23 protein-coding genes and 1 pseudogene are annotated in these 22,435 nt (G+C 56.0%); 8 read left to right on the top strand and 16 right to left on the bottom strand.

Going from position 1 to position 22,435, the window contains the following annotated elements; all coding sequences use genetic code 11:
- Positions 1-10: 10 nt before the first annotated feature.
- Together ACGSLL_RS01995 and ACGSLL_RS01990 are read left to right on the top strand one after the other, a co-directional pair.
- Positions 11-2,005, top strand: coding sequence for a hypothetical protein (locus ACGSLL_RS01995; protein ID WP_394502646.1), 1,995 nt, complete (start codon positions 11-13; stop codon positions 2,003-2,005).
- A 312-nt stretch (positions 2,006-2,317) separates the two neighbouring features.
- On the top strand, positions 2,318-4,444 hold the full coding sequence (locus ACGSLL_RS01990; protein WP_394502644.1) for an autotransporter outer membrane beta-barrel domain-containing protein: 2,127 nt from the start codon (positions 2,318-2,320) through the stop codon (positions 4,442-4,444).
- Positions 4,445-4,539: 95 nt separating this feature from the next.
- Here the strand turns inward: ACGSLL_RS01990 and ACGSLL_RS01985 are convergent, their stop codons facing one another.
- The 4 genes from ACGSLL_RS01985 to ACGSLL_RS01970 all read right to left on the bottom strand — a co-directional run bounded on the left by ACGSLL_RS01985 (position 4,540) and on the right by ACGSLL_RS01970 (position 10,264).
- Entirely contained in the window at positions 4,540-4,989 is a 450-nt protein-coding gene (locus tag ACGSLL_RS01985; protein ID WP_394502643.1) for a hypothetical protein, read from the bottom strand.
- A 179-nt stretch (positions 4,990-5,168) separates the two neighbouring features.
- Complete coding sequence (locus tag ACGSLL_RS01980) at positions 5,169-5,810, bottom strand: DUF1345 domain-containing protein (protein WP_394502642.1); 642 nt, start codon at positions 5,808-5,810, stop codon at positions 5,169-5,171.
- 182 nt (positions 5,811-5,992) lie between these two features.
- Entirely contained in the window at positions 5,993-9,091 is a 3,099-nt protein-coding gene (locus tag ACGSLL_RS01975) for a multidrug efflux RND transporter permease subunit (RefSeq protein WP_394502641.1), read from the bottom strand.
- A 15-nt stretch (positions 9,092-9,106) separates the two neighbouring features.
- Positions 9,107-10,264: an efflux RND transporter periplasmic adaptor subunit gene (locus tag ACGSLL_RS01970; RefSeq protein WP_394502639.1), complete on the bottom strand. Its 1,158-nt coding sequence runs from the start codon at positions 10,262-10,264 to the stop codon at positions 9,107-9,109.
- A gap of 266 nt (positions 10,265-10,530) precedes the next feature.
- Between ACGSLL_RS01970 and ACGSLL_RS01965 the strand changes: the two genes are divergently transcribed.
- Positions 10,531-11,232 (top strand): response regulator, encoded by a 702-nt coding sequence (locus tag ACGSLL_RS01965; protein WP_394502636.1) that lies wholly within the window; start codon positions 10,531-10,533, stop codon positions 11,230-11,232.
- A 4-nt stretch (positions 11,233-11,236) separates the two neighbouring features.
- Entirely contained in the window at positions 11,237-12,538 is a 1,302-nt protein-coding gene (locus ACGSLL_RS01960) for an ATP-binding protein (RefSeq protein WP_394502634.1), read from the top strand.
- A gap of 124 nt (positions 12,539-12,662) precedes the next feature.
- On the opposite strand, the gene pncA is transcribed toward ACGSLL_RS01960, so the two are convergent.
- From pncA to ACGSLL_RS01940, 4 genes are read right to left on the bottom strand one after another with little or no spacing between them, the layout of a single operon-like run.
- The gene (gene pncA / locus ACGSLL_RS01955; protein ID WP_394502632.1) at positions 12,663-13,289 is read right to left on the bottom strand and encodes a bifunctional nicotinamidase/pyrazinamidase; all 627 of its coding nucleotides are present in this window, start codon (positions 13,287-13,289) and stop codon (positions 12,663-12,665) included.
- A gap of 36 nt (positions 13,290-13,325) precedes the next feature.
- A complete protein-coding gene (locus tag ACGSLL_RS01950; RefSeq protein WP_394502630.1) occupies positions 13,326-13,790 on the bottom strand; it encodes a hypothetical protein in 465 nt (154 codons plus the stop codon).
- Positions 13,787-14,260: a sigma-70 family RNA polymerase sigma factor gene (locus ACGSLL_RS01945; RefSeq protein ID WP_394503078.1), complete on the bottom strand. Its 474-nt coding sequence runs from the start codon at positions 14,258-14,260 to the stop codon at positions 13,787-13,789. Before ACGSLL_RS01945 ends, ACGSLL_RS01950 begins: the two co-directional genes overlap by 4 nt.
- Before the next feature lie 53 nt (positions 14,261-14,313).
- Positions 14,314-14,514, bottom strand: a complete 201-nt coding sequence (locus tag ACGSLL_RS01940; protein WP_394502628.1) for a carbohydrate-binding module family 14 protein — start codon at positions 14,512-14,514, stop codon at positions 14,314-14,316.
- A gap of 159 nt (positions 14,515-14,673) precedes the next feature.
- Here ACGSLL_RS01940 and ACGSLL_RS01935 point away from each other — a divergent pair, with 159 nt between their 5' ends.
- Complete coding sequence (locus ACGSLL_RS01935) at positions 14,674-15,447, top strand: class I SAM-dependent methyltransferase (RefSeq protein ID WP_394502626.1); 774 nt, start codon at positions 14,674-14,676, stop codon at positions 15,445-15,447.
- Positions 15,448-15,504: 57 nt separating this feature from the next.
- Here the strand turns inward: ACGSLL_RS01935 and ACGSLL_RS01930 are convergent, their stop codons facing one another.
- Entirely contained in the window at positions 15,505-15,843 is a 339-nt protein-coding gene (locus tag ACGSLL_RS01930) for a DUF2834 domain-containing protein (RefSeq protein WP_394502624.1), read from the bottom strand.
- Between the two features lie 250 nt (positions 15,844-16,093).
- Here ACGSLL_RS01930 and ilvA point away from each other — a divergent pair.
- Positions 16,094-17,083: pseudogene (gene ilvA, locus ACGSLL_RS01925) on the top strand (threonine ammonia-lyase, biosynthetic); the annotation flags it as partial.
- Positions 17,084-17,113: 30 nt separating this feature from the next.
- Here ilvA and ACGSLL_RS01920 read toward each other — a convergent pair.
- Together ACGSLL_RS01920 and eco are read right to left on the bottom strand one after the other, a co-directional pair.
- Positions 17,114-17,419 (bottom strand): NIPSNAP family protein, encoded by a 306-nt coding sequence (locus ACGSLL_RS01920; protein WP_093101742.1) that lies wholly within the window; start codon positions 17,417-17,419, stop codon positions 17,114-17,116.
- Positions 17,420-17,440: 21 nt separating this feature from the next.
- Positions 17,441-17,926, bottom strand: coding sequence for a serine protease inhibitor ecotin (gene eco, locus ACGSLL_RS01915; RefSeq protein ID WP_394502621.1), 486 nt, complete (start codon positions 17,924-17,926; stop codon positions 17,441-17,443).
- Between the two features lie 365 nt (positions 17,927-18,291).
- On the opposite strand from eco, the gene ACGSLL_RS01910 reads away from it, so the two are divergent.
- A complete protein-coding gene (locus ACGSLL_RS01910) occupies positions 18,292-18,561 on the top strand; it encodes a DUF1652 domain-containing protein (RefSeq protein WP_258449384.1) in 270 nt (89 codons plus the stop codon).
- Here ACGSLL_RS01910 and ACGSLL_RS01905 read toward each other — a convergent pair.
- Both ACGSLL_RS01905 and ACGSLL_RS01900 read right to left on the bottom strand, forming a co-directional pair.
- Positions 18,558-18,956: a hypothetical protein gene (locus ACGSLL_RS01905; protein ID WP_394502618.1), complete on the bottom strand. Its 399-nt coding sequence runs from the start codon at positions 18,954-18,956 to the stop codon at positions 18,558-18,560. The two genes, ACGSLL_RS01910 and ACGSLL_RS01905, sit on opposite strands and share 4 nt — an antisense overlap.
- Positions 18,957-19,045: 89 nt before the next feature.
- The gene (locus tag ACGSLL_RS01900) at positions 19,046-19,312 is read right to left on the bottom strand and encodes a DUF2790 domain-containing protein (RefSeq protein ID WP_394502616.1); all 267 of its coding nucleotides are present in this window, start codon (positions 19,310-19,312) and stop codon (positions 19,046-19,048) included.
- A 491-nt stretch (positions 19,313-19,803) separates the two neighbouring features.
- Between ACGSLL_RS01900 and ACGSLL_RS01895 the strand changes: the two genes are divergently transcribed.
- Positions 19,804-20,100 carry a hypothetical protein gene (locus tag ACGSLL_RS01895; protein WP_394502614.1) on the top strand — a complete coding sequence of 99 codons (297 nt, stop codon included), beginning with the start codon at positions 19,804-19,806 and terminating at the stop codon, positions 20,098-20,100.
- A 188-nt stretch (positions 20,101-20,288) separates the two neighbouring features.
- On the opposite strand, the gene ACGSLL_RS01890 is transcribed toward ACGSLL_RS01895, so the two are convergent.
- The 3 genes from ACGSLL_RS01890 to ACGSLL_RS01880 all read right to left on the bottom strand — a co-directional run bounded on the left by ACGSLL_RS01890 (position 20,289) and on the right by ACGSLL_RS01880 (position 22,400).
- On the bottom strand, positions 20,289-20,786 hold the full coding sequence (locus ACGSLL_RS01890) for a DUF3304 domain-containing protein (protein ID WP_394502612.1): 498 nt from the start codon (positions 20,784-20,786) through the stop codon (positions 20,289-20,291).
- Between the two features lie 72 nt (positions 20,787-20,858).
- Positions 20,859-21,332 carry a DUF3304 domain-containing protein gene (locus ACGSLL_RS01885; RefSeq protein WP_394502610.1) on the bottom strand — a complete coding sequence of 158 codons (474 nt, stop codon included), beginning with the start codon at positions 21,330-21,332 and terminating at the stop codon, positions 20,859-20,861.
- A gap of 93 nt (positions 21,333-21,425) precedes the next feature.
- On the bottom strand, positions 21,426-22,400 hold the full coding sequence (locus ACGSLL_RS01880) for a tetratricopeptide repeat protein (protein ID WP_394502608.1): 975 nt from the start codon (positions 22,398-22,400) through the stop codon (positions 21,426-21,428).
- Positions 22,401-22,435 lie beyond the last annotated feature (35 nt).

Raw genomic sequence — 22,435 nt, 5'->3', positions numbered from 1 at the left:
AGATGCAGCAATGAATGAACTAATCAAAAATGCGGGCTTGAATCGAAAAGCGGTAATTTTGAAACGGATGTCGGACGCCGCCCTGGCCGATCCCGGCGTGGCGGTTACTATTACCGAGCAAACTATTGATGGAGATTTGAGGATACCTGTTGCCAAACTGAATGCTCCGTTGGAGTTCACCATTCCGAAGCCGCTGCAAGAACATCAAAACGACATCATTGACATTTTAATTCGAAAAAAAGATGCGCCTGGTTGGGTTGAAATTGACTCGTTTGACTTGGATCCGGATCTAAGTAAAAGAGTCTGGCCGATGGCAAAGACAATTCCATTAGGTCCATGGCTGAATGAAGAGTCTCAACCTCCTGAGCCAACCAGTTACGAAATTCGGTACAACTACTGGTACGCTGGGGCAAATGGAGGGCTCTCGCTTATCGCCGAGTATATGATTGACAAGACTCGACCGTATCAGGTGAAAGACCCAGCATCCGATCTCAAGCCCAAAGCCGCCGCATTTCCTCAAGATCTTCCCCCGACTGATCCAATCGATGAGGAATATATTGAAGCCAACCCGGACGGAATTATCGTCAAGCCTTCATCGGTTAGCTTGACCTATGACGCCAAGGATATTTTTGAGTTCTTTTGGGGCATATCGCCAGACCCTGCAGTTGATGAGCCTGTATTTCGAGGCACTTTGCCCTCAAGTCTGGAGGCGGCCATACCGATCAGTGTCTTTGAAGAATCGGAAGAGGGCGTCAACACATTGGTTTATCGCGCCACAGATGTCGCGGGTAACGTGGGTAAAATCTCAAACCCAGCCTCCCGAGAGGTCAGGCGTGTAGAAGATCCCACAGTGTTCAAACCACCAGTAATACCTCTGGCTAATGGAGAGAATGGCGATGACCGTATCGACATGCAGGATTGCTTCGCTGGTGTCGATGTCGTGATTGAAGTGCCTGTTCCGAACTCTCCCGCCCATTCCATCATTCCCAAGTGGGCGACCCAACCACTCGAAGAAAAGTCTGTTGCTGACGCGGTTAACGGACAACTGACCTGGAGGGTGGACTATGCGAAAATAAAGTCCGCCTATGGCGTAACTGACGATGACAAGCCAACTGACGTTTCTTATCTGATGTACCGAGGGGCTACCTCAATCGGTGGCAGCAACAAAATAATCCAGGTCAATCTTTTCACCATCGGTCCACCTAATCCGGGTGAGCCAGATCCGGTCAATATAAATCTTCCTGTTCCTACACTGAAAGGCGGAGGCGGCTCGGATGATGCTATCAAGGAAGTAGATTATGACGCGAACGCAACTTATACCATCAAATTGTTTGATGCACCGCCAACCGAAGAGAGTTGGCTGGTCGACGTTTTGTATGCAGATAAAAAGGTAGGAGAGACGATTAAGCTTAGAGATGGTCAGGAGGGCACGGAGTTGACGGGCACCTTACCGTGGCCAACTATTTTCGCTGAAGGTACGGGCAGCAAACCATTGCAGTGGGTTCTTTATACTGCAACAGATCCAAACTTTACCAAATCTCCACCAAAGCCCATCACTGTCGATGAGTTTCCTATCCAGACAGCCGCACCGACAATTTTGTACCTGACGGGTAAGGACCAGAACCTGATCGGTTGCCCAACACTTGATGTCATAGGCGCTGGTGGCAGACGGACCTTGCAGGTAGTCGTGCCGAAAAGTGATTACACGGTAGTGCAAGAGGAGATTACCGTAAAATTCGGTGCCTATATCAACGACGTTTTGGTAGAAAACACTGAAGTGACTGCTAAGCATGCAATTACTACTCCTTATCCGGATGAAGGGGTCACTATTGATATTGGTGACTATGTAACCAACTTCAAACCAGGACATGGAGCTGAAGGACGGGTCTCTTATACAATAACTCGCTCCGGCCTCGGTGATACGCCACCTTCTGCTGAAGCGAAAGCCGGTGTCATACTGCAGAACAGCACCGGGCAATATTGCGAGGATGCGACAGCTCCTTGATCACACCGACCTGAAAGTGCAACGAGCATCCTTGTTCGTTGCACTTTCAGCTTTTCACGATTAACAAAAGGGGAAATTTCCCTCTGCTAAAGGGATTAATCCTACAGAAGGGGGGAGGGTCTCGCGCTAGCCTTGTGACCCTCGCGGGTCATTCATAAGTGACCCAAACCGGTTCTCTTAATGCAGGTGCCCACTATGCGAAGCAAGTGTCAGTCTGTTTGCGTAACACCCGTGCGCAAATCATTAGTTTATTTACCTTTCATTTCTCTGTTTGCTCCCTTCGCTTTAGCGGCGCCTGTGAACGGGAGCACAGTGACGATCACTGGCGGAACGCCAGAGCGATGGGACTTGATTTCCAACGCCACGCTAAACGTCAATGGTGCAGAAACACTTTTTATCAACGCCGACCGTTCAACCCTGAACGTCAACCCGGGCGGCATCACTCAGCAAATCTCCGCGCGTAATGGTTCTCAGGTAAATCTGAACGGCGCAGCGGTTAACGGAGTTTCCGGAGTCGCCGCTGTGGTGATCCTCAACAGCACCGCCGATATTGAAAGCAGCACGATTACAGGTAACCGTGTAGGCCTTCAGGTTGTTCGCTCCGCTTTCACACAGTCGGGTTCAACGGCTGCCGTCAGCGGTAAAAGCATGATCAGCGGTGAAAGGGGGGGGGCCTTGGTAAGCGCGTTCAGCCGTCTGGATGTGAGCGACTCACAAATCCGGGGAACGGGAGCAACCAGCTACGGCTTAACGCTTGCGAGCGCACAGGCGGTAGCTACCGACAGTACAATCACAGGTGGTCAAAACGGTGTGGTCCTGAGTCTCGATACGCTTTCCGCCCAGCCCTCGATCCTTGAGCTGAACAACACGACCGTCCAGGGCATCACTGGATCTGCGATCCTCGTTGACTTTGAAGACGCGGGCACTTCCACGTCCACAATTACCCTCACTAGTTCGTCGTTACTGGCTGGGAACAACACACTCGTGGATGTGCGCGGGGGGGCCGATACAGCTCTCACAGTCAACAGCAGCTTGCTGACTGGAAATATCGTCAATGAAGCAGGCAGTACCCTCGATCTGACGTTGCAGAACCATTCGACTTTGACCGGTCGTCTGGAAAACGTATCCAGTGCAAGCATCAATGACAATTCTCGCTGGGTATTGGTTGGCGATAGCCAGCTCGAAAAGCTGGTGTTGAATGGCGGCACGGTCGCCTTCGGTGGAACGGACGCTTTTTATCAACTGGACGTGAATCAGCTTTCAGGCAACGGTCGCTTTGAATTGGGTACCAATTTTTCCACCGGTCAAACCGACGTCCTCAACATCACAGGTTCGGCAAGCGGCCGACATGAACTGGTGATTAGCGCCAGCGGCGTCGACCCGGCGGCAGGACAACCAATCCGAGTGGTTCAAACAGCCGGTGGCGATGCGCAGTTCTTTACCGCCAGGAGTGTCGACCAAGGGGCATTTTCTTACGACCTGGCCAAAAGCGGCAATGACTGGATCCTTGATCCAGCGACTCGGACTGTCAGTCCTGGAGCTCGCTCTGTTCTGGCACTTTTCAACACCGCGCCGACCGTATGGTACGGCGAGCTTACTTCTTTGCGTTCGCGTATGGGCGAGCTGCGATTCAATGGTGCACAGGCCGGAACATGGGGTAACACCTATGCCAATAGATATAATGTTGCCGATGGCTCTGGTGTCGCTTATCAGCAAAATCAACAGGGTTTCACATTGGGTGTCGATGGTCTGCTACCGTTTGGAGACGGGCAATGGCTTGTTGGCCTGATGGCCGGCCACAGCAAGTCTGACCTCAATCTTCAAGGCGGAACTTCCGGCGAAATCTCAAGCTATTATCTTGGCAGTTACGCTACCTGGATCGACGCAAGCGGTTACTATTTCGATGGCGTGGTGAAGGTCAACAGGTTCAATAATGACGCCAAAGTGGGCTTGAGTGATGGGCGCAGAGCCAAAGGCGATTACGATAACTCCGGCATTGGAGGTTCCATTGAATTCGGACGTCATATCAAGCTTGAACAAGCATATTTCATAGAACCTTACACACAATGGTCAGCTGTACTTATTCAGGGTAAAGATTTTTCCCTGGACAATGACATGCAAGCGGAAGGTGATCGCACCCGCTCATTATTGGGTGAATTCGGCATGACCATGGGGCGCAATTTCGATCTGCGGAGCGGCGTCAAGGTGCAGCCGTATGTACGGGCAGCAGTGGCGCATGAGTTCATCAAGAATAATGATGTGAGCGTCAACAACAACGTTTTCAACAATGACCTGTCTGGGTCTCGCGCAATAGCGGCTGCCGGTATCGCACTCGCGATGACCGATCGTTTGCAAATACACGCTGACTTTGACTATAGCAATGGCAAAAATATCGAAAAACCTTTCGGCCTCAATTTTGGTGGTCGCTGGAGCTTCTGATTTATTAAAAGACAGACTTGAAAAAAACACTCCTTACTTTCGGTGGGGAGTGTTTTTTTTGGAAGCGATATTTTGATGCGCTCTGCTTATTCTAATCAGGCGGCGCGTGCGTTCGCTTGCTCTAGTGCAGCTACAGTGGCTTCGAAGCGGATGTTAAGAGTCAATGTTTTACGGACGTCATCATCATCATTAACAACGACGACATTGTTCAATGTTCCTGTGTACATGTTTTTGACGGTGTCAAACTGTGGAAAAGCTGTACCACTTTCCTGAGTATAGGTAATAGGGGTTGAAGGGTTTGTGTTGTCTTTGTAGGTAACTCGAACAAGTCCGGTGTCGGGGAATAATTGCTGTAATTGTCCTACAACTGTTAAAGAGAACGACACTTTTATTTCTTTGAGTGTGTCATCAGGCCGAAGTCTTGCATACAATTCTAGTGATTCATTGCGCGGTGGCGAAAACGATTTGGATGTCAGTTGTACCATGCTCGCGGTAAAATCTTCTTCGTTGACTTTTCCAGTGCAGCTATTTGGTAAAGGATTCATGATGCGAGATCTCCGGGGTCATTAATAGATAATCCCTTAACGAAATTCAGGGGTGAATGATCAAAACATTAATGGCAGCGCTTGTGACCTGTCAGAGTTGACAGGTTTAAAGATTATAAGGTTATTTTAAGCTCGTTTTTGATTGCAGATAGCTATTAAGGGTTGGATACGCCGCGACGTTAGCCAAATAAACTCGCAGCAATATTGATCGAGAATCCTAAAATAGCCGTGTTGAATACAAACCCGATCAACGCTTGCACCAGCACGATTTTCCGCATTTCCCGAGTCGCCACGCCGACATCGGCTGTCTGCACCGCGACGCCGATAGTGAACGAAAAGTAAAGAAAGTCCCAATAATTGGGGGTGGTCAGCCCTTCGGCGAAACGCAGCGCTGGCTTCTTGCCGTTCCAGGTGTAATACAACCTCGCGTAGTGGACACAGAAAATCACCCCGATCAGCAGCCATGAACCGATCACTGTCAGCGCTGTGAAGCCGTAATGCATGAGCTTGCGCGTGGTTTCCAGATCCCTGGTCCCGGCCAACTCATAGGTGATGGTCGCAAGGCTGGCTAGCGCGGCGGTGCACACCACGAACAGCACCAGCCCGGCATTTTCGTCTTCGACTTCAGCGATGCGTTTGACGTCCGGTGCCTTGGCACGCACGGTCAGCCAGAACATCAGGATCAGGTATGTCCAGACGCCAGCGTTCCAGCCGATGAGGATTTTGCTGATGATGGAGTCGGCGGGCACCAACAACCCGGTGGCGAGGCCGAGCAGAGAGCCGGCAGAGAGGCGAGGGTGGGTGCGGGCGAGGAAGCGCATGGGGACTCTATGGGCCAAAGTGGTTCAGACACATTAGCCCAGCAATGACGGACATGACCACAGCGCTGGATATTTGCAGAACTCCTGTGGGAGCGAGCCTGCTCGCGAGAGCGTCGGTACATTCAAAATTGATGTTGACTGACCGAGCGCATTCGCGAGCAGGCTCGCTCCCACAATTGGAATCAGTGGGGCTTGGTGAATCGTTGTACGAGCTTCATCACAACAACAAAGAACACCGGCACGAAGATGACCGCAAGTGTCGCGGTAATCATCCCACCGATCACCCCGGTGCCAATGGCTTGCTGACTTGCCGAACTGGCGCCCGTGGCGATAGCCAACGGCACCACACCCAGAATGAATGCCAGCGAGGTCATCACGATCGGTCGCAGACGCAAACGTGCTGCCTGCAACGTTGCATCGATCAGGTCATGGCCTTCGTCATACAGGCTCTTGGCGAACTCGATGATCAGAATCGCGTTTTTCGCCGACAGACCGATAATCGTGATCAAGCCTACCTTGAAGAACACATCGTTGGGCATCCCACGCATCGTCACCGCCAGCACCGCGCCGAGCACACCCAGCGGCACGACCAGCAACACTGAGGTCGGAATCGACCAGCTCTCGTACAGCGCCGCCAGACACAGGAACACCACCAGCAGCGACAATCCGAGCAGGATCGGCGCCTGATTGCCGGACAAGCGTTCCTGCAACGACAGGCCGGTCCATTCCTGGCCCAGGCCTTTCGGCCCCTGCGCCACCAGCCGCTCGATTTCCGCCATCGCTTCACCGGTGCTGTACCCCGGTGATGGTTCGCCGGAAATCGCAATCGCCGGATAGCCGTTGTAACGGGTCAACTGCGCCGGGCCCTGAATCCAGTTGGCCTGCACGAACGCCGACAGCGGCACCATGTGCCCGGTGTTGTTGCGCACATGCATTTTCAGCAGATCGGCGACCTGACTGCGTTGATCGCCTTCTGCTTGCACGACAACGCGCTGCATCCGGCCCTGATTGGGGAAGTCATTGATGTAACTCGAGCCCACCGCAGTCGACAAGGCATTGCCGATGTCCGCGAAGGAAACGCCCAAGGCGTTCGCCTGCTTGCGATCAACGACGAGCTGTACCTGCGGCGCCTCGGCCAAAGCACTTTCACGCACGTTCATCAATATCGGACTTTTCTCGGCGGCGGCGAGCAATTCGCTGCGCGCCTGCATCAACGTCGCATGGCCGAGCCCGCCACGATCCTGCAAACGGAACTCGAAACCGCTCGATGTGCCGAGGCCGTCTACCGGCGGAGGAAGGACCGAAAACGCCATGGCGTCCTTGACTTCACTCAGAGCGATGTTGGCGCGATCAGCAATCGAACTGGCGGAATCTTCAGTGCCGCGCTGCGACCAATCCTTCAACGTCGAAAACGCCAAGGCTGCGTTCTGCCCGCTACCGGAGAAACTGAAACCGAGAATCACCACGCTGTCACTGATACCCGGTTCACCGGCGTTGTGCGCCTCAAGCTGTTCAGCCACGGCCACCGTACGATTTTTGGTCGCGCCGGGCGGCAGCTGAATGTCGGTGATGGTGTAACCCTGATCTTCCACCGGCAGGAACGAGGAGGGCAGGCGCGCGAAGCACAGGCCCAGCCCGACCAGCAACACGACGTAAATCAGCAGATAGCGACCGCTGCGTTTCAGCGCAAGGCCGACCCAGCCCTGATAGCGGTCGGTCAGTTGCTCGAAGCGCCGGTTGAACCAGCCGAAAAATCCGGATTTTTCATGATGGTCGCCCTTGGCGATCGGCTTGAGCAGCGTTGCGCACAATGCCGGCGTCAAGGTCAGGGCGAGGAATGCCGAGAACAGGATCGACGTGGCCATCGACAGCGAGAATTGCTGGTAGATCACCCCCACCGAGCCCTGCATGAACGCCATCGGAATAAACACCGCCACCAGCACCAGCGTGATGCCGATGATCGCACCGGTAATCTGCGTCATCGCTTTACGCGTGGCTTCCTTGGGCGACAAGCCTTCGCTGGCCATGATCCGCTCGACGTTCTCCACCACGACAATGGCGTCGTCGACCAGAATACCGATCGCCAGGACCATGCCGAACATGGTCAGCACGTTGATCGAGAAACCCAGCGCGAGCATGGTCGCGAAGGTGCCCATCAGTGCCACTGGCACCACCAGCGTCGGGATCAGCGTGTAGCGCACGTTCTGCAGGAACAGGAACATCACCGCGAACACCAGCAGCATCGCTTCGCCGAGGGTGTAAACCACTTTGGTGATCGAGACTTTGACGAAGGGCGAGGTGTCGTACGGGATCTTGTATTCAACGCCTGCCGGAAAATAGCGCGAGAGTTCATCCATCTTCGCCCGCACGAGTGTTGCGGTGTTCAGAGCATTGGCCCCCGGCGACAGTTGTACGCCAACCGCTGTTGATGGCTTGCCGTTCAAGCGTGTGCCGAACTGGTATTCCTGACTGCCGATCTCGACCCGCGCTACATCGCCGATGCGCACGGTGGAACCGTCGCGATTGGCCTTGAGCACGATGTCGGCGAATTCTTGCGGCGTTGATAGCTGACCTTTCACCAGAATGGTCGCGGTGATTTCCTGCGACGCCGGTGACGGCAGGTCGCCAATGCTGCCGGCGGACACCTGCGCGTTCTGCGCGACGATGGCGGCGTTGACGTCGGCGGGCGTCAGGTCGAAAGCGATCAGTTTCTGCGGTTCGATCCAGATGCGCATGGCCCGCTCGGCGCCATACAACTGCGCCTTGCCGACGCCATCCAGACGCTTGATCTCGTTCATCACGTTGCGCGCCAGATAATCGCTGAGCGCGACGTCGTCGAGCTTGCCATCACTGGAGGTCAAGGTGATCAGCAACAGGAAACCGGAAGAGACTTTCTCGACCTGCAAGCCTTGCTGGTTGACTGCTTGCGGCAGGCGTGACTCGACCACTTTCAGGCGGTTTTGCACGTCAACCTGGGCCAGTTCCGGGTTAGTACCCGGCTGGAAAGTAGCTTTGATCGTCGCGCTGCCGAGGCTGCTCTGCGATTCGAAGTACAGCAGATGATCGGCGCCGTTGAGCTCTTCTTCGATCAGGCTGACCACGCTTTCATCGACGGTCTGCGCCGAGGCGCCGGGGTACACGGCGTAGATTTCGATCTGCGGCGGCGCGACGTCAGGGTACTGCGCCACCGGTAGTTGCGGAATGGCCAGCGCACCGGCCAGCAGGATGAACAGCGCGACAACCCAGGCGAATACCGGGCGATCGATAAAGAACTGCGGCATGAAAAAGCGTCCTGCTTACTGACCCGAGGTCTGGGCAATGGGAAGAGGGCTGTCGTCGATCTGCACGGTTTCGCCGGGACGGGCATGTTGCAGGCCTTCAACGACGATGCGGTCGCCCGGCTTGAGACCGCCGGTGACGATCCAGCGATTGTTCTGCACCGCGCCCAGTTGCACCGGTTGCTGGGCGACGCGCATCTGTTCGTCGACCGTCAGCACCTGGGCGATACCCGCGCTGTCACGCTGCACGGCGCGTTGCGGCACGGTGATGCCATTGGCGATCGTTGCCTGTTCCAGACGCACACGGATGAAACTGCCCGGCAGCAAATCCAGATCGGGGTTAGGAAATTCGCTGCGCAGGATGATCTGGCCGGTGCCCGGATCGACAGTGATATCGCTGAACAATAACTTGCCGGGCAGCGGATACAGGCTGCCGTCGTCCTGGATCAGCGTGGCTTTGACCTGATCCTGGCCGACCTCCTGCAACTGCCCGGAGCGGAACGCGCGGCGCAATTCGTTGAGTTCGCGAGTCGACTGAGTGAGGTCGGCGTGGATCGGATTGAGTTGCTGAATCAGTGCCAGCGGGGTGGTTTCGTTCTGCCCGACCAGCGCGCCTTCAGTTACCAATGCACGACCGACGCGACCGGAAATCGGCGCAGTAACGGTGGCGTAGCCAAGGTTCAGTTTCGCCCGTTCCACCGCGGCTTTATTTGCCGCTACGTCAGCAGCGGTCTGCCGCGCGTTGGCGCGGGCGTTGTCGTAGTCCTGAGCGCTGATGGCTTTGTCGTCGATCAACTGCGCATAGCGCTGCTCTTGCAGTTTCGCCTGGAACGCATTGGCTTGAGCCTTGCGCAGCGCGGCTTCGGCGCTGTCGAGATCAGCCTTGAAGGGGGCTGGGTCGATGCGAAACAACACATCGCCCTTTTTCACGTCGCTGCCTTCGCGAAAGGTACGCTGCAACACCACGCCGGCCACCCTTGCGCGGACTTCGGCAATCCGTGGCGCGGCAATGCGCCCGCTGAGTTCGCTGCTGAGTGTCAGGGGATGCGCCTCGATCGTCTCGATGCGCACGGTGGCCGGCGGTGCCTGCACTTCGGTGTCCGACGACGAATCACAGGCGCTCAGCGTCAGCGCCAGCGCGATCAGGCCGAGCCCGGCCAGCAGTTTGTTCGACATGTACAACCCCCACTATTGAAGTCCGCATCCTACGGGCAGACGCCGAGAGTAGCGGTGAAGCTTTGTAGGCGCTGTGTGAAATTGTGTAAGGGTTTTGCTCGGGGAGGGGTGAGGGCGTATATCCTGCAAGCCTTGAATTCTTTTGTGACCGTTAAACCGCTTTCGCGAGCAGGCTCGCTCCCACGATGGATTGCATTCCAAGTGTGGGAGCGAGCCTGCTCGCGAAAGCGGTCTGACATCCACCACAGCAATATCTGGATCACCCCATGCCCGACATCCTCCTGGTCGAAGACGACACTGCTCTCGCCGAACTGATTTCCAGCTACCTGGAGCGCAACGGTTATTCCGTCAGCGTCATAGGCCGTGGCGACCACGTGCGCGAGCGGGCGCGGGCCAATCCGCCGGACCTGGTGATCCTCGACCTGATGCTGCCGGGCCTCGACGGCCTGCAGGTTTGCCGCTTGCTGCGCGCCGATTCGGCGACGCTGCCGATCCTCATGCTCACCGCCCGCGATGACAGCCACGATCAAGTCCTGGGCCTGGAAATGGGCGCCGACGATTACGTCACCAAGCCTTGTGAACCGCGCGTGCTGCTGGCGCGAGTGCGCACGCTGTTGCGCCGCAGCAGCCTGGGCGAGCCGCAGACGGTCAATGACCGTATCGTCATGGGCAATCTGTGCATCGACCTGTCCGAACGCACCGTGACCTGGCGCGAGAAACCGGTGGAATTGTCCAGCGGCGAATACAATTTGCTAGTGGTTCTCGCCCGTCATGCTGGAGAAGTACTCAGCCGCGACCAGATTCTGCAACGCCTGCGCGGTATCGAATTCAACGGCACAGACCGTTCGGTGGACGTGGCAATCTCCAAGCTGCGGCGCAAATTCGACGACCATGCCGGCGAGGCGCGCAAGATCAAAACCGTATGGGGCAAGGGCTATCTGTTCAGCCGCTCCGAATGGGAATGCTGAGCTGATGTTTCGCATCCTGTTTCGCCTGTATCTGGTGACCATCGTCTCCTACAGTGCGGCGATCTATCTGGTGCCGGATCTGGTGGTGATGGCGTTCCGGGATCGCTTCGTCACTTACAACCTCGATTTTTCACGTGGTCTGCAATCGCTGATTACCCGCCAGTTTCACGCGGTGCCGCAAGATCAGTGGCCGGCCCTGGCAGCGGCGTTGGACAAGGATTTCCAGCCGCTGCACATCGTTCTCGCTCGAATCGATGACGCACAGTTCACTGACATCGAGCGGGAGCGCCTGCGCCGTAAGGAAAACGTTGTGCGCATCGGCGATTGGGGCTGGCGCACGCTGGCGGTAGCGGCGCTGGACGACACCACCGCGGTGAAGATGGTCGTGCCGCCCGATCCGGTTGATGTCGATCTGTTGTACTGGAGCATCAACGTGCTGATCGGCGCAACATTGCTGGCGTGCCTGCTGATGTGGTTGCGCCCGCACTGGCGCGATCTGGAGCGCCTCAAAGGCACTGCCGAACGTTTCGGTAAAGGGCATTTGAGCGAGCGCACGCACATCGCGCCAAGCTCGAACATCGGCAGCCTCGCGCACGTCTTCGACACCATGGCCGGCGACATCGAAAAACTGCTCAATCAGCAGCGTGATCTGCTCAACGCCGTTTCCCATGAACTGCGCACGCCATTGACGCGTCTGGATTTCGGCCTGGCGCTGGCGCTGTCCGACGACCTGCCAGCCGCCAGCCGCGAGCGCTTGCAGGGGCTGGTCGCGCACATTCGCGAGCTGGACGAATTGGTGCTGGAGTTGTTGTCCTACAGCCGCTTGCAGAATCCGGCGCAACTGCCCGAACAGGTCGAGGTGTCGCTGGACGAATTCATCGACAGTATTCTGGGCAGTGTCGACGAAGAACTGGAGTCGCCGGAGATCGTTATCGACGTGTTGCTGCACGGTCAGCTCGAGCGCTTCTCGCTTGATCCACGCCTGACCGCGCGAGCCATTCAGAATCTGCTGCGCAATGCCATGCGCTATTGCGAAAAACGTATTCAGATTGGCGTGCAGGTCAATGCCGAGGGCTGTGAGATCTGGGTCGACGACGACGGCATCGGTATTCCCGACGATGAGCGTGAGCGGATTTTCGAACCGTTCTATCGACTCGACCGCAGTCGTGACCGGGCTACCGGTGGATTTGGCCTGGGCCTGGCGATCAGCCGCCGGGCTCTGGAAGCGCAGGGCGGCACACTGACCGTCGAACCTTCACCGCTGGGTGGCGCGCGGTTCAGGTTGTGGTTGCCGACGAAACCCTGAGACTCCAAACGCTGAGAACTTGTGGGAGCGAGCCTGCTCGCGAAGTCAGTCTATGAGCGAAGCATGATTCGACTGATCCGACGCCTTCGCGAGCAGGCTCGCTCCCACAGGGGGGATGTGTTGTTCAGGCGAGTTCTGTCGATTGAATCAATCCGACGCCGGCGCTCTGCATTCTCTCCATCGCAGACTGCAGTGAACCATTCATATCAATCGCCCGACACGCATCAAGCACCACGAAGGCATTGAAACCCGCCGCTCGCGCATCCAGCGCGGAAAACATCACACAGAAATCCAGCGCCAGGCCGACCATATAAACCGTGTCGATGCCGCGCTCTTTCAGATAGCCCGACAAGCCTGTGGTGGTGCAGCGATCGGCTTCGAGAAACGCCGAATAGCTGTCGATATCAGGATTGCAGCCCTTGCGGATGATCAGTTGGGCGTGCGGCAAATCGAGTTCAGGGTGGAGCTCGGCGCCGGCCGTGCCTTGCACACAATGCTCCGGCCACAGCGTTTGTTCGCCGTAGGGCAGTTGAACGCTATCGAAGGGTTGCTTGCCGGGATGCCTGGAGGCAAACGAAGCGTGGCCCGGCGGGTGCCAGTCCTGGGCAATGACGACTTGGCTGAACTGCCTGGCAAGCCGGTTGATCAACGGCACTATCACGTCACCTTCCGGCACTGGCAATTGCCCGCCGGGAATGAAGTCGTTCTGCACATCGATCACCAATAACGCGGTACGGGATGAATCAGGCATTGCGTGTCCTCCTTGAAAACAGTCGCTCAGCATAGTTCAGGACCGCTCATGCGCCGAGGCGGCTTTTGACAATTTCGCCTTGCGTTCCAGTTCTGGCGCAGCGTCGTGCCCGCTGATGGGCTGGCGCTTGGTTGCCGCGTTCCGAGCGGGTAGCGAACCGTGGTTTGACCGTGTTGCCTGCCATCCAAGGAACGCGCGATCGGCCAACACGCCACCGGCAAACAAAGCTGCTGCGGCGGCAACGATAAACCAGCGCCGACTCAGCCCTGGCTGTTCAGGCGAAGGAATCGCGTCCAGCCGCGCCTGCAAACGTTCGAGCGGTGCCTGTTGTGCCAGCTCGTCGTAGGCGTTTTGGTAGGGCAGGTTAGCCCGACTGAGCCACTGCACGCGCAGGTTGAGCAGCGCGTCGTCCGCGATGGCCTTTTCCAGCAGGCTGCGTTGCTCGGCGCCGAGTTCATTGTCGAGCCAGGCGACCAGTTGCTCATCCGAAGGTGCCTTCATGAGGGATCAGCCTTGTTAGAGGCCGGAACCGGGTACAGCGGTGGGTATTCAGCCAGTTTCAATCTGGCGGTGGCCAGACGCGTCATGATTGTCGCGACAGGAACGTGCAAAATTTCGGCGACTTCGCTGTAGGAAAAACCTTCGACATAAGCCAGATAAACCGTCTCGCGCTGAGTTTCCGGCAAGGCATCGACACGGCGAATGACCTGCGCAGCCATAAAGTGTGATTTCTCGGCAAAGGCATCGTGAGCCTCTGCGCCATTCCGCGCGGGTTCCTGACGCACCCGGCGCGTGCGTACTTCGTTGACCCAGATCGAATGCAGCAGATCCAACAACCATCGCTCCATACCCGTGCCCGCTACGTACTGATACGCACGTCCAAGGGCGCGCACGCAGGTCGCGTGCACAAGATCCTCGGCCACATGCCGATTGCGCGACAACAGCAAACCGTAGCGCCATAGTCGCGCCAGATGTTGTCCGAGTTCTGCTCTGAAGGCCTGCTCGCTGATGGCGACTTCCCTTATCAATGTTCAAGTTTTGATGAATCGTGGACGGCGCTGGTCTGCAACACGCACTTCTGCGATTTGCTATCCCAGACCTGACCTTTCGGACATTCGGGTTTTTGCACCGGCTCGCCGTTTTCTTCGGCAGCCAGCGCCAACGGGCTGGATATCACAGCGACCAACAGCCACGGGGCGGCGAACATAACGGAACGGATAGTCATGGGCAAGGCTCCACAGAAGGTTAAGTCCGCGTCGGGACAAAACCGGGTGAAATTTCGTTCATTACATTGTCAGTGACTGTTCAGGGTGCGGATAAATTCAAGCGCTATGCTCGGGAGGGTCTGCCGTCGATCCGATGTATTGCCGTAGGAAGCATTGCCATGAATGATCAGGTCCATCACTCAGCCGCGACCGGTTACAGGACCGCCGCCGACACCTACGTCAAAGGCCGGCCAGACTATCCGCCGCAGACCAGCGAATGGTTGTCTGCGACCTTGGGCCTGGATGGGCACAAGACCGTGATTGATCTGGGCGCCGGCACAGGCAAGTTCACCGGCCGCCTGGTGGCGACTGGTGCGCAAGTCATCGCGGTGGAACCTGTCGCGCAAATGCTGGAGAAGCTATCGGACGCTTGGCCCGATGTGCTGGCCGCGCACGGAACGGCGACCGATCTGCCTTTGCCTGACGCTTCAGTGGATGCCGTGGTCTGCGCGCAAGCGTTCCACTGGTTCGCCAGTGCCGAGGCGCTGACCGAAATCGCTCGCGTGCTCAAACCCGGCGGCAAGCTGGGGTTGATCTGGAACCTGCGTGATACGCAAGTCAGTTGGGTGCCGAAACTCGATGCGATTGTCAATGCTCTGGAAGGCGACACGCCACGCTATTACACCGGCGACTGGCGCGCGGCGTTTCCGCATCCGGCCTTCGAACCCTTGCGAGTTGAACGGTTTCATCATGGGCATACGGGTTCGCCGGAGGATGTGCTGTTCAACCGTGTACGCTCGACCAGCTTCATCGCCGCGCTGCCCGAGGCGCAGCGGGCGATGGTGGATGAGCAGCTTCGTGCTTTGATTGCCGCGGAACCCGAGTTGCGTGGCAGAAATGTGGTAACGGTGCCTTACGAAACCGCCGCGTTTGTCGCTGTGAAAAAGGCCTGACTGTCCATGCCGTTCCCATGTGGGAGCGAGCCTGCTCGCGAAAGCAATCTGCACGGATCAGCTCACCCGGGCTAGATCCGCAGCCTTCCTGTTGCGATCGCCAACCCCACGCACCACTAGATACAACAACGGCCCAACCGAAACAAAAACTGCTGTGAGCAGCAAATACGGCACCACCGACCAAAACGATTGCCCGCGCGACCGGGCATCCTTGACCATCCAGACGCCCGCCAGCGTGGCCAGCAGGTACAGATCGATAACAACCTGCGCGGTGTCGGGGCGCGACATCAGGCTGAGGCCAAAGTCGATCAATGACTGTTCGGCCTGGAGCATCACCGAAATGGTGTAACCGCCAAAAGCGAGCAAAGCCGTGAGGGGTAGGGCGATGGACATCATGCTTGCCTTCCTTGGTGCGATGAGAGAGTCGCCACACTAACGCTTGCGGTTGAATTTGGCCATTGACTCGCCAGCAGCGCGCAGGCTACTTTCCATCCCATGACTTCCATCGTATTGCGCTGCCAGCCAAGCATTATTACCGCCATTCCTCATTTGGCGGGCTAGCTCACGACTGCAGCACCCAACCCGCCCTAGAGGCGGGTTTTCACTTTCTGTCTCCGGGGTTCTGAAAAAACGTCAGGAGACGACCATGCCGCACAGCCCCGACCAGCAAGCCCTGCTTGAGCACTACGTAAAAAAGATTCTGGCCGCGCCGGTGTATGACATCGCCGTGCGCACGCCACTGCAAGCGGCGCCGGCGTTGTCGGATGCGCTGGGCAATCGGGTTCTGCTCAAGCGTGAAGACCTGCAGCCGACGTTCTCTTTCAAAATCCGTGGCGCCTACAACAAACTTGTGCAACTGAGCGAAGAGAAGAAAGCACGAGGGGTGATCACCGCCTCGGCCGGCAACCATGCCCAGGGTGTGGCGCTGGCGGCACGCGAACTGGGTATCACGGCGACAATCGTGATGCCGTCCACCACGCCCGAACTCAAGGTACAAGGCGTGCGCAGTCGTGGTGCCGAAGCGCTGCTGCATGGCGAAAGTTTCCCGTTCGCACTGGCCCATGCACTGCAACTGGCCGAACTCAGCGGACGCACCTTCGTGTCGCCATTTGATGATCCCGAGGTGATTGCCGGGCAGGGCACCGTGGCAATGGAAATCCTGCGGCAGCATCAGGGGGAGCTGAACGCAATCTTTGTTCCGGTGGGCGGTGGCGGGCTGATTGCGGGCATCGCCGCTTACGTCAAATACCTGCGTCCTGAAGTGCGCATCATCGGCGTTGAATCCGAACACTCGGCTTGCCTGAAAGCTGCGCTGGAAGCGGATCACCGCGTTGTGTTACCCAGCGTCGGCACTTTCGCAGATGGCGTCGCGGTGGCGCAGATCGGCGCGTTTGGCTTCGAAGTCTGCCGTTTTTGCGTCGACGAAGTGATCACGGTCAGCAACGACGACCTCTGTGCTGCGATCAAGAATATCTACGACGACACGCGCTCGATCACCGAGCCTTCCGGCGCCTTGGCAGTGGCAGGCATCAAGCAATACGTGGCACGAACGGGGGCGCAGGGGCAGACTTTCGTGGCGATTGATTCGGGCGCCAATATCAACTTCGACAGTCTGCGTCATGTCGCCGAGCGCGCCGCGGTGTGCGGCGTTCCGGCTTGATGAACGTTACGGCAGCATCGGGCGCAGGAAGCTGCGCTCGTAACTGACGATGAATTTCTTCTCTACAAGATTGGCAACCAGTGCGGTGCTTTCCGCGTCGGTCATCGCAACGTGCCGATAGCTTTCGTAGTCTGCCAGCGAGGGAAAGCTGAACAGACAATAAGCGATATTGCTCGCGCCTTCGGAGGGAAGGAAGTAACCGTGATGGGTGCCGCCCAAACGCTCGACGATACCGAGCCAGGCCTTGGCGTAATCTTCGAACTCGGTCAACTGATAGGGATCGATGACGTATCTGACGTGGCAGGTAATCAAACCGTGCACTCCTTGCTGTGGTTATTCCGGCAGCGCCGTGCCGACTTTTTCAGATGCCGACCAGATCCGATATCGCACTTCTACGTCTGACGGTGCGTATACGACAACCGGCAGTTTGCTGTTGTAACGCAGTTTGAAACCGTCACCGATAACCGGCACGAACACGCGTTTCTTTTGCGAGCCAGGCGGGCAGGCCATCATCGTGCTCATCGGGCCGGTGACCTGTTCCAGGCGGTAGAACGGATAACCCCAGCCTTCGAGATTCTTCTCGACGAGCGCACCGCCCAATCGCTGGCGATTGCAGTCGACCTCAAGGGTTTTGCCGGCGAGGATTTCCACCTGGAAGTTCTCTTCCTGCTCTTGCTTGGGCAGATGAATCACCTGGCGGGTGAAGCCGGTTTCAGCTTTTGGATACGGTGCGACGTCTTCGAGCTTGGCCGCATGGGCGAGGGTGGACAGGCTGGCAACAAGCAGCCCGGTGATCGCATATACACGTAAAGAACACATGGAAGCCTCCGTGCGTGTGTCGGGGTAGTGAGGGCATTCTTGCTGTCATGGATGCTTAATGCAAATCGGGGTGTGCTTGCAAAATGCAGTGCTCGGGCAGGGCTATCTTGCATTTTGCAAATAGCAGAATGCTGGCCAGCGCGCCAAGTGACTGATTTCAAAGGAGCGAAAACAAGCCGATCAAAGGCACGTTTTATGCGTTCTTTCAGTGCGGCGCACCGGATTTGGGCGCCTACACTCCAATGGGCATTTCGCAGTACCGCCGCTTGACGCACCCAGGGAAACAGCGGGGACACACCCGCGCAGGGGCGCCACGGTCAGCGTGAATACTTGATTGGCATCTCACAGTAAGGAGAGGGTTCGCCATGTTTCTGTCTGCCTTGGAACTACGCAACATCATCGAAAGCAGTTTTCTGCCGAAACGCTGCCAATGCACGCTGTCGCCGGATCTGTCGATGACCGTCAAGGTCTTCGGCGATCATCGTACCGATCAGGTTGATCTGCAGGTCAACGGCATTGATGCGAGCCGACTCAACAGCTGTCGCGAAATCAACAATCTGGTCGCGGGGCTGCGCTCCGATCTCGCGCAACAGACTGCGTTGCACCAAAGCACTGCTCGTTCGCGAGCCGTTTAACGCACCGTTTCACCCAGTTCGACCGTCACGCGCCGGGCCTGCACAAAACCAAGGCCCAGCGCGAACTCGACCAGCACCGCGAGCAAAATCCCGGGGCCGGCATGACCGTTGAGCCATTCCGTAAAACCCAGCACCGCCAACCCCAGACAACCAACGATAAACCCGTTGCTCAACGCATTGCGCCCCAGCGACGGCGGTGCATTGCGCACCAGATAAAACATAACCCCCAACGCCGCAAACAGCACCGCACTGCGCCGCGCAACAAAACCGGCCCCCTCGGAATACTCTACGCTCCAGATCGCCAGCAGCCGCTCGGGGAAAATGCCCCAGGCCAGCGCCAACAGAAAACACAACGAACAAGTGAGCCCGGACAACGTGCGAAACGACAACTGCATGGCGAATCCTTGCGGCAGTGAGGAAGGCTTCGAGCATAACCGTCGAAACCCCTCCCGCCTACCGCAAAGCCGCGAATCAGACGTTTCTGTCAGTTTTGCAGCTGGCACGCGTCGGATAATTTCCGGTAGGTGATTTGCTCGGGTCTGCCGTTGTTGTCGATGTATTTCATGTCGGCGGTGATGACCTTGCATTCCAGGGTGGGTGGCTCGGTCAGTGCAATTACCTTCGCCACTTGCAGCGGCATGCCGTACTTGTAGGGCGCGGCGTTTGAGGGGGTTGTGTCATTGGCTTGGGCCAGCCCGGCGGATGCGGTGCAGGCGAGGGCGGCTACGAGCAATGAAAGACGAATGTTCATAAGAGGACTCCCGTGCGACGGTTCTAGAGTTCGGCGTGATTCACCCGAATCTGCCGCACTGGGCAACAGCCAGAATGGTTGGAGAGCGTGCGGTTCAATAGAGTTTTTGACTACGGCGTTAAGGGACGGTTAACCAGGCTGAACGCGGGCTGTCTGGGAGTGGGGTGGTTTTCTTTGGGATGTATGGCGAATTCCTACAAAGGCTGGCGCCTTGTCTGTTTCCGGCGGTTGGAGCGGGGCGGTTATTGTCGGTTGCCGCTACAAAATCAGTGGTTCGGGTTTGGTCACCCGGGAATAATCGATTTCATATGTGCCATTATCTGCACTGCGGAGTTTTTGACCGTGAAGTGCATAGCTGTGGCGGCCGTGTGCAGGACGCCTTCGGGCGAGCTGAGTTGATTGTTCTCGGTTGACCAAGCCTGTACACGGTCCGCCTCCCATCGTTTGGTCACGGTGTCGGCGGTTACTTTTGAAACAATCGAGTAATCAACATGCCAATAATCAAACTGCTACAAAACCGCTATCTCCCCCTCAGCAGCAACGTCACCGAAATTCCGACACTGTTCATCGACACCCAAGCCAACCCGAAAGACATCCTCGAAGCCGCCGTCCAGCGCATCCGCGCCGCCGCCGATCTGCTCGAAACCTTACATTGCCTGTGCTTCAAGCACGCCGACGTGCAGGACGTTCCACACATCACCCATGCGCTTTACCTGCTAACGCAGGATGGCAATGATTTGCTGCAGGTGGCGCAGCAGAAGATGTTGAACTGGAAAGCGCCGGTTTGATGAGAAATTGAAAGGACGCAGCCACGGGACGGAGTGAGAAACAACCCGTGTTTTAGCATGACAAAGCGGCACCGGGCGCACGGATTCGCTCATAAATGAGAAACGTCAGAAAGGCAGCTACGGGCACTATCACGCAGATCAATACATTCATGCTGTCGGACACCGGCACCTCGTTGAATCGCATGTTCTTATTGCGCTTCAATGCTTTCCGAAACAGCTTTGGTTGATCGGGATTCAAATGGGCTAAACAAGTCAGGACTCCATCCGAGCCGTACTTTATTACCCGGATCAAAGCGCACATGCAGGTACTGATCGTTTGGGCCACGCTGGGGAAGCGAAAGCTGAACTTCGTGGCGCTCTTCTACCGCGCCCTGTATTTGCTGCTGTTTGGTCATGTCCAATATCCAGGTGATTTTGGCTGTGTCTCCCTCAAATTTGGAGCAGCACATTATTCCACCGCCGCCGTTGGCAAAAAGGTTCCCACCCCAAAATCCATTGACCCAGAAACTGAAAATCGGTCGCACCATGTGGTTTTCCGAAGTCATCATTGCACCTGGCGTGCGGAACAGTGCGAGGATTTTGGGGGTGGCGTAGCTAAGCAGCAATGCCAGTACAGCTAGGGCTATTCGTCTTCGTCGCCATGTGTGTTTCCGGCTGGCGTCCGCAGCAATATCTATCACGCGCATAAGGTCCAAAGCAGAGAGTTGTACTTATATTCTACGGCTGGATTCTGTTTTGAGAATGACAATGCCGATCAGTTAAGGACCGGTCGTACTCGGTTCAGAATCAAATGGGCTGATCAAGTTAGAACTCCATTTCAGCTCAACTGCGTTTCCGGGTAAAAAACGAACGTGCAGATAATCATCGCCTCGTGCTCGGTGAGGTAGAGGCACGTTTAACTCGTGATATTCTTTCTGCACACCTTTCCTTAGCTGATCGCCAGTTCGGCCGAGAGTCCAGGTAACCCGAACCGATTTCCCTACGATTTTCCTGCAACAAACAATCCCTCCGCCGCCCATTGCAGAAAGATTGCCACCCCCAAAATCATTTACTGAAAAGAAAGAAATTGGGCGATCCGTGTAATTCGATGACGTCAGCATGGCACCAGGGGTACGTAGTAGCTCCAGAATTTTCGGGGTGGCGTAGCAAAATAGTAAAGCCACCACACTAAGAACTATTTTTCGTCGTCGCCAGCTTTTTCTGAGGTGTGTATCTTTCAAAAGATCGATCATGTAGCCTTCGGGTTCCTGGCTTGAGATCTAGAAACTTAGTATTTTAGATGACGCTTAATTATTTCTTGCTTGAATTTTTAATTTTCAACCATTTTATCTGCCAAGTTTCTCTGGAAAGAAGGAGAGCGGTGGGTGAGTGGCTTTCCATTCTTCAGCGACAGCTTTTGAGCTCTCTATCTGTTCAGGCGTCATTTTGCTCCCAATTTCTTCGAGAGTATCTTGAACGAAATCTTGAATAGCGCCTCCACCATCCAGCTCTTTCAGTAGACTAATCAGTGCATAACCTTTAACAAGGTCTAGGGGATAACCAACTTGGTCAGGCGCATGGGCAATGTAAGAGCCATAACTGCTAATAGCTTTTTGGTCGCCCGTTTCAGCTGCTGCCTGAAGCCAACGGCGCACCCCTTCAAGATCGCCTTTCTTATACAGGATCTCAATGTATTCCATCATTGCTCTTGGGTTGCCGCCTTCAGAGGCAGCTTTCAGCCATTTGCTGATGGCCTCATCACGTTTTCCAGGTAAAAGAAAAAATCCCTCCCCTTGCCGATCACCGACGGCCATCCAATATTGCGCGAGCGCATAACCTGCGCTTGCAGATTTTTCTAACCAAGTACGATCAAAAGTTATTTCATACATTAAATATAGCGACTCAGGGTCACCTGTCCTCACTTCCTTCATTACTTGATTTTTTGCTTGGCTCAACCACTCGGAGCTTGATTTTTTGCTAGTGGGGCAATTATCCATTTTTTTGCAAAGGTCATCATTTTGACGGCCTAACTGAATCATTGCGAATATGGATCCGTTATTCGCGGCTGCTTCATACCAATGCTGCGCTTCGGGCGTCATATATCGATTGCGCTTCCGAAGAGCTTCACCTAAATAATATTGTGCTTCAGGGTCGCCTGCCTCCGCTGCGATGGTCAAAAAGGAAATGGCTGAGGCTGTCTTGTATTGGTTGTAGAGGGTAATGCCGTTATCTCCGGCAGATTCCTGCTCGATATTCAGTTGGGCTTCCACGTATGAGGGAAGCAGTGTCATGAATAACAGGAGAACGGCGAAATAGTTCATTGGGTTTATCAGTCTGGCTCGTCAAAAAAAGATCA

The organism is Pseudomonas retamae (assembly GCF_043496865.1).
In the GTDB taxonomy this organism is placed as follows: domain Bacteria; phylum Pseudomonadota; class Gammaproteobacteria; order Pseudomonadales; family Pseudomonadaceae; genus Aquipseudomonas; species Aquipseudomonas retamae.
The sequence above is the reverse complement of the archived record's forward strand: the minus strand, read 5'-3'. Positions and strand labels throughout refer to the sequence as shown.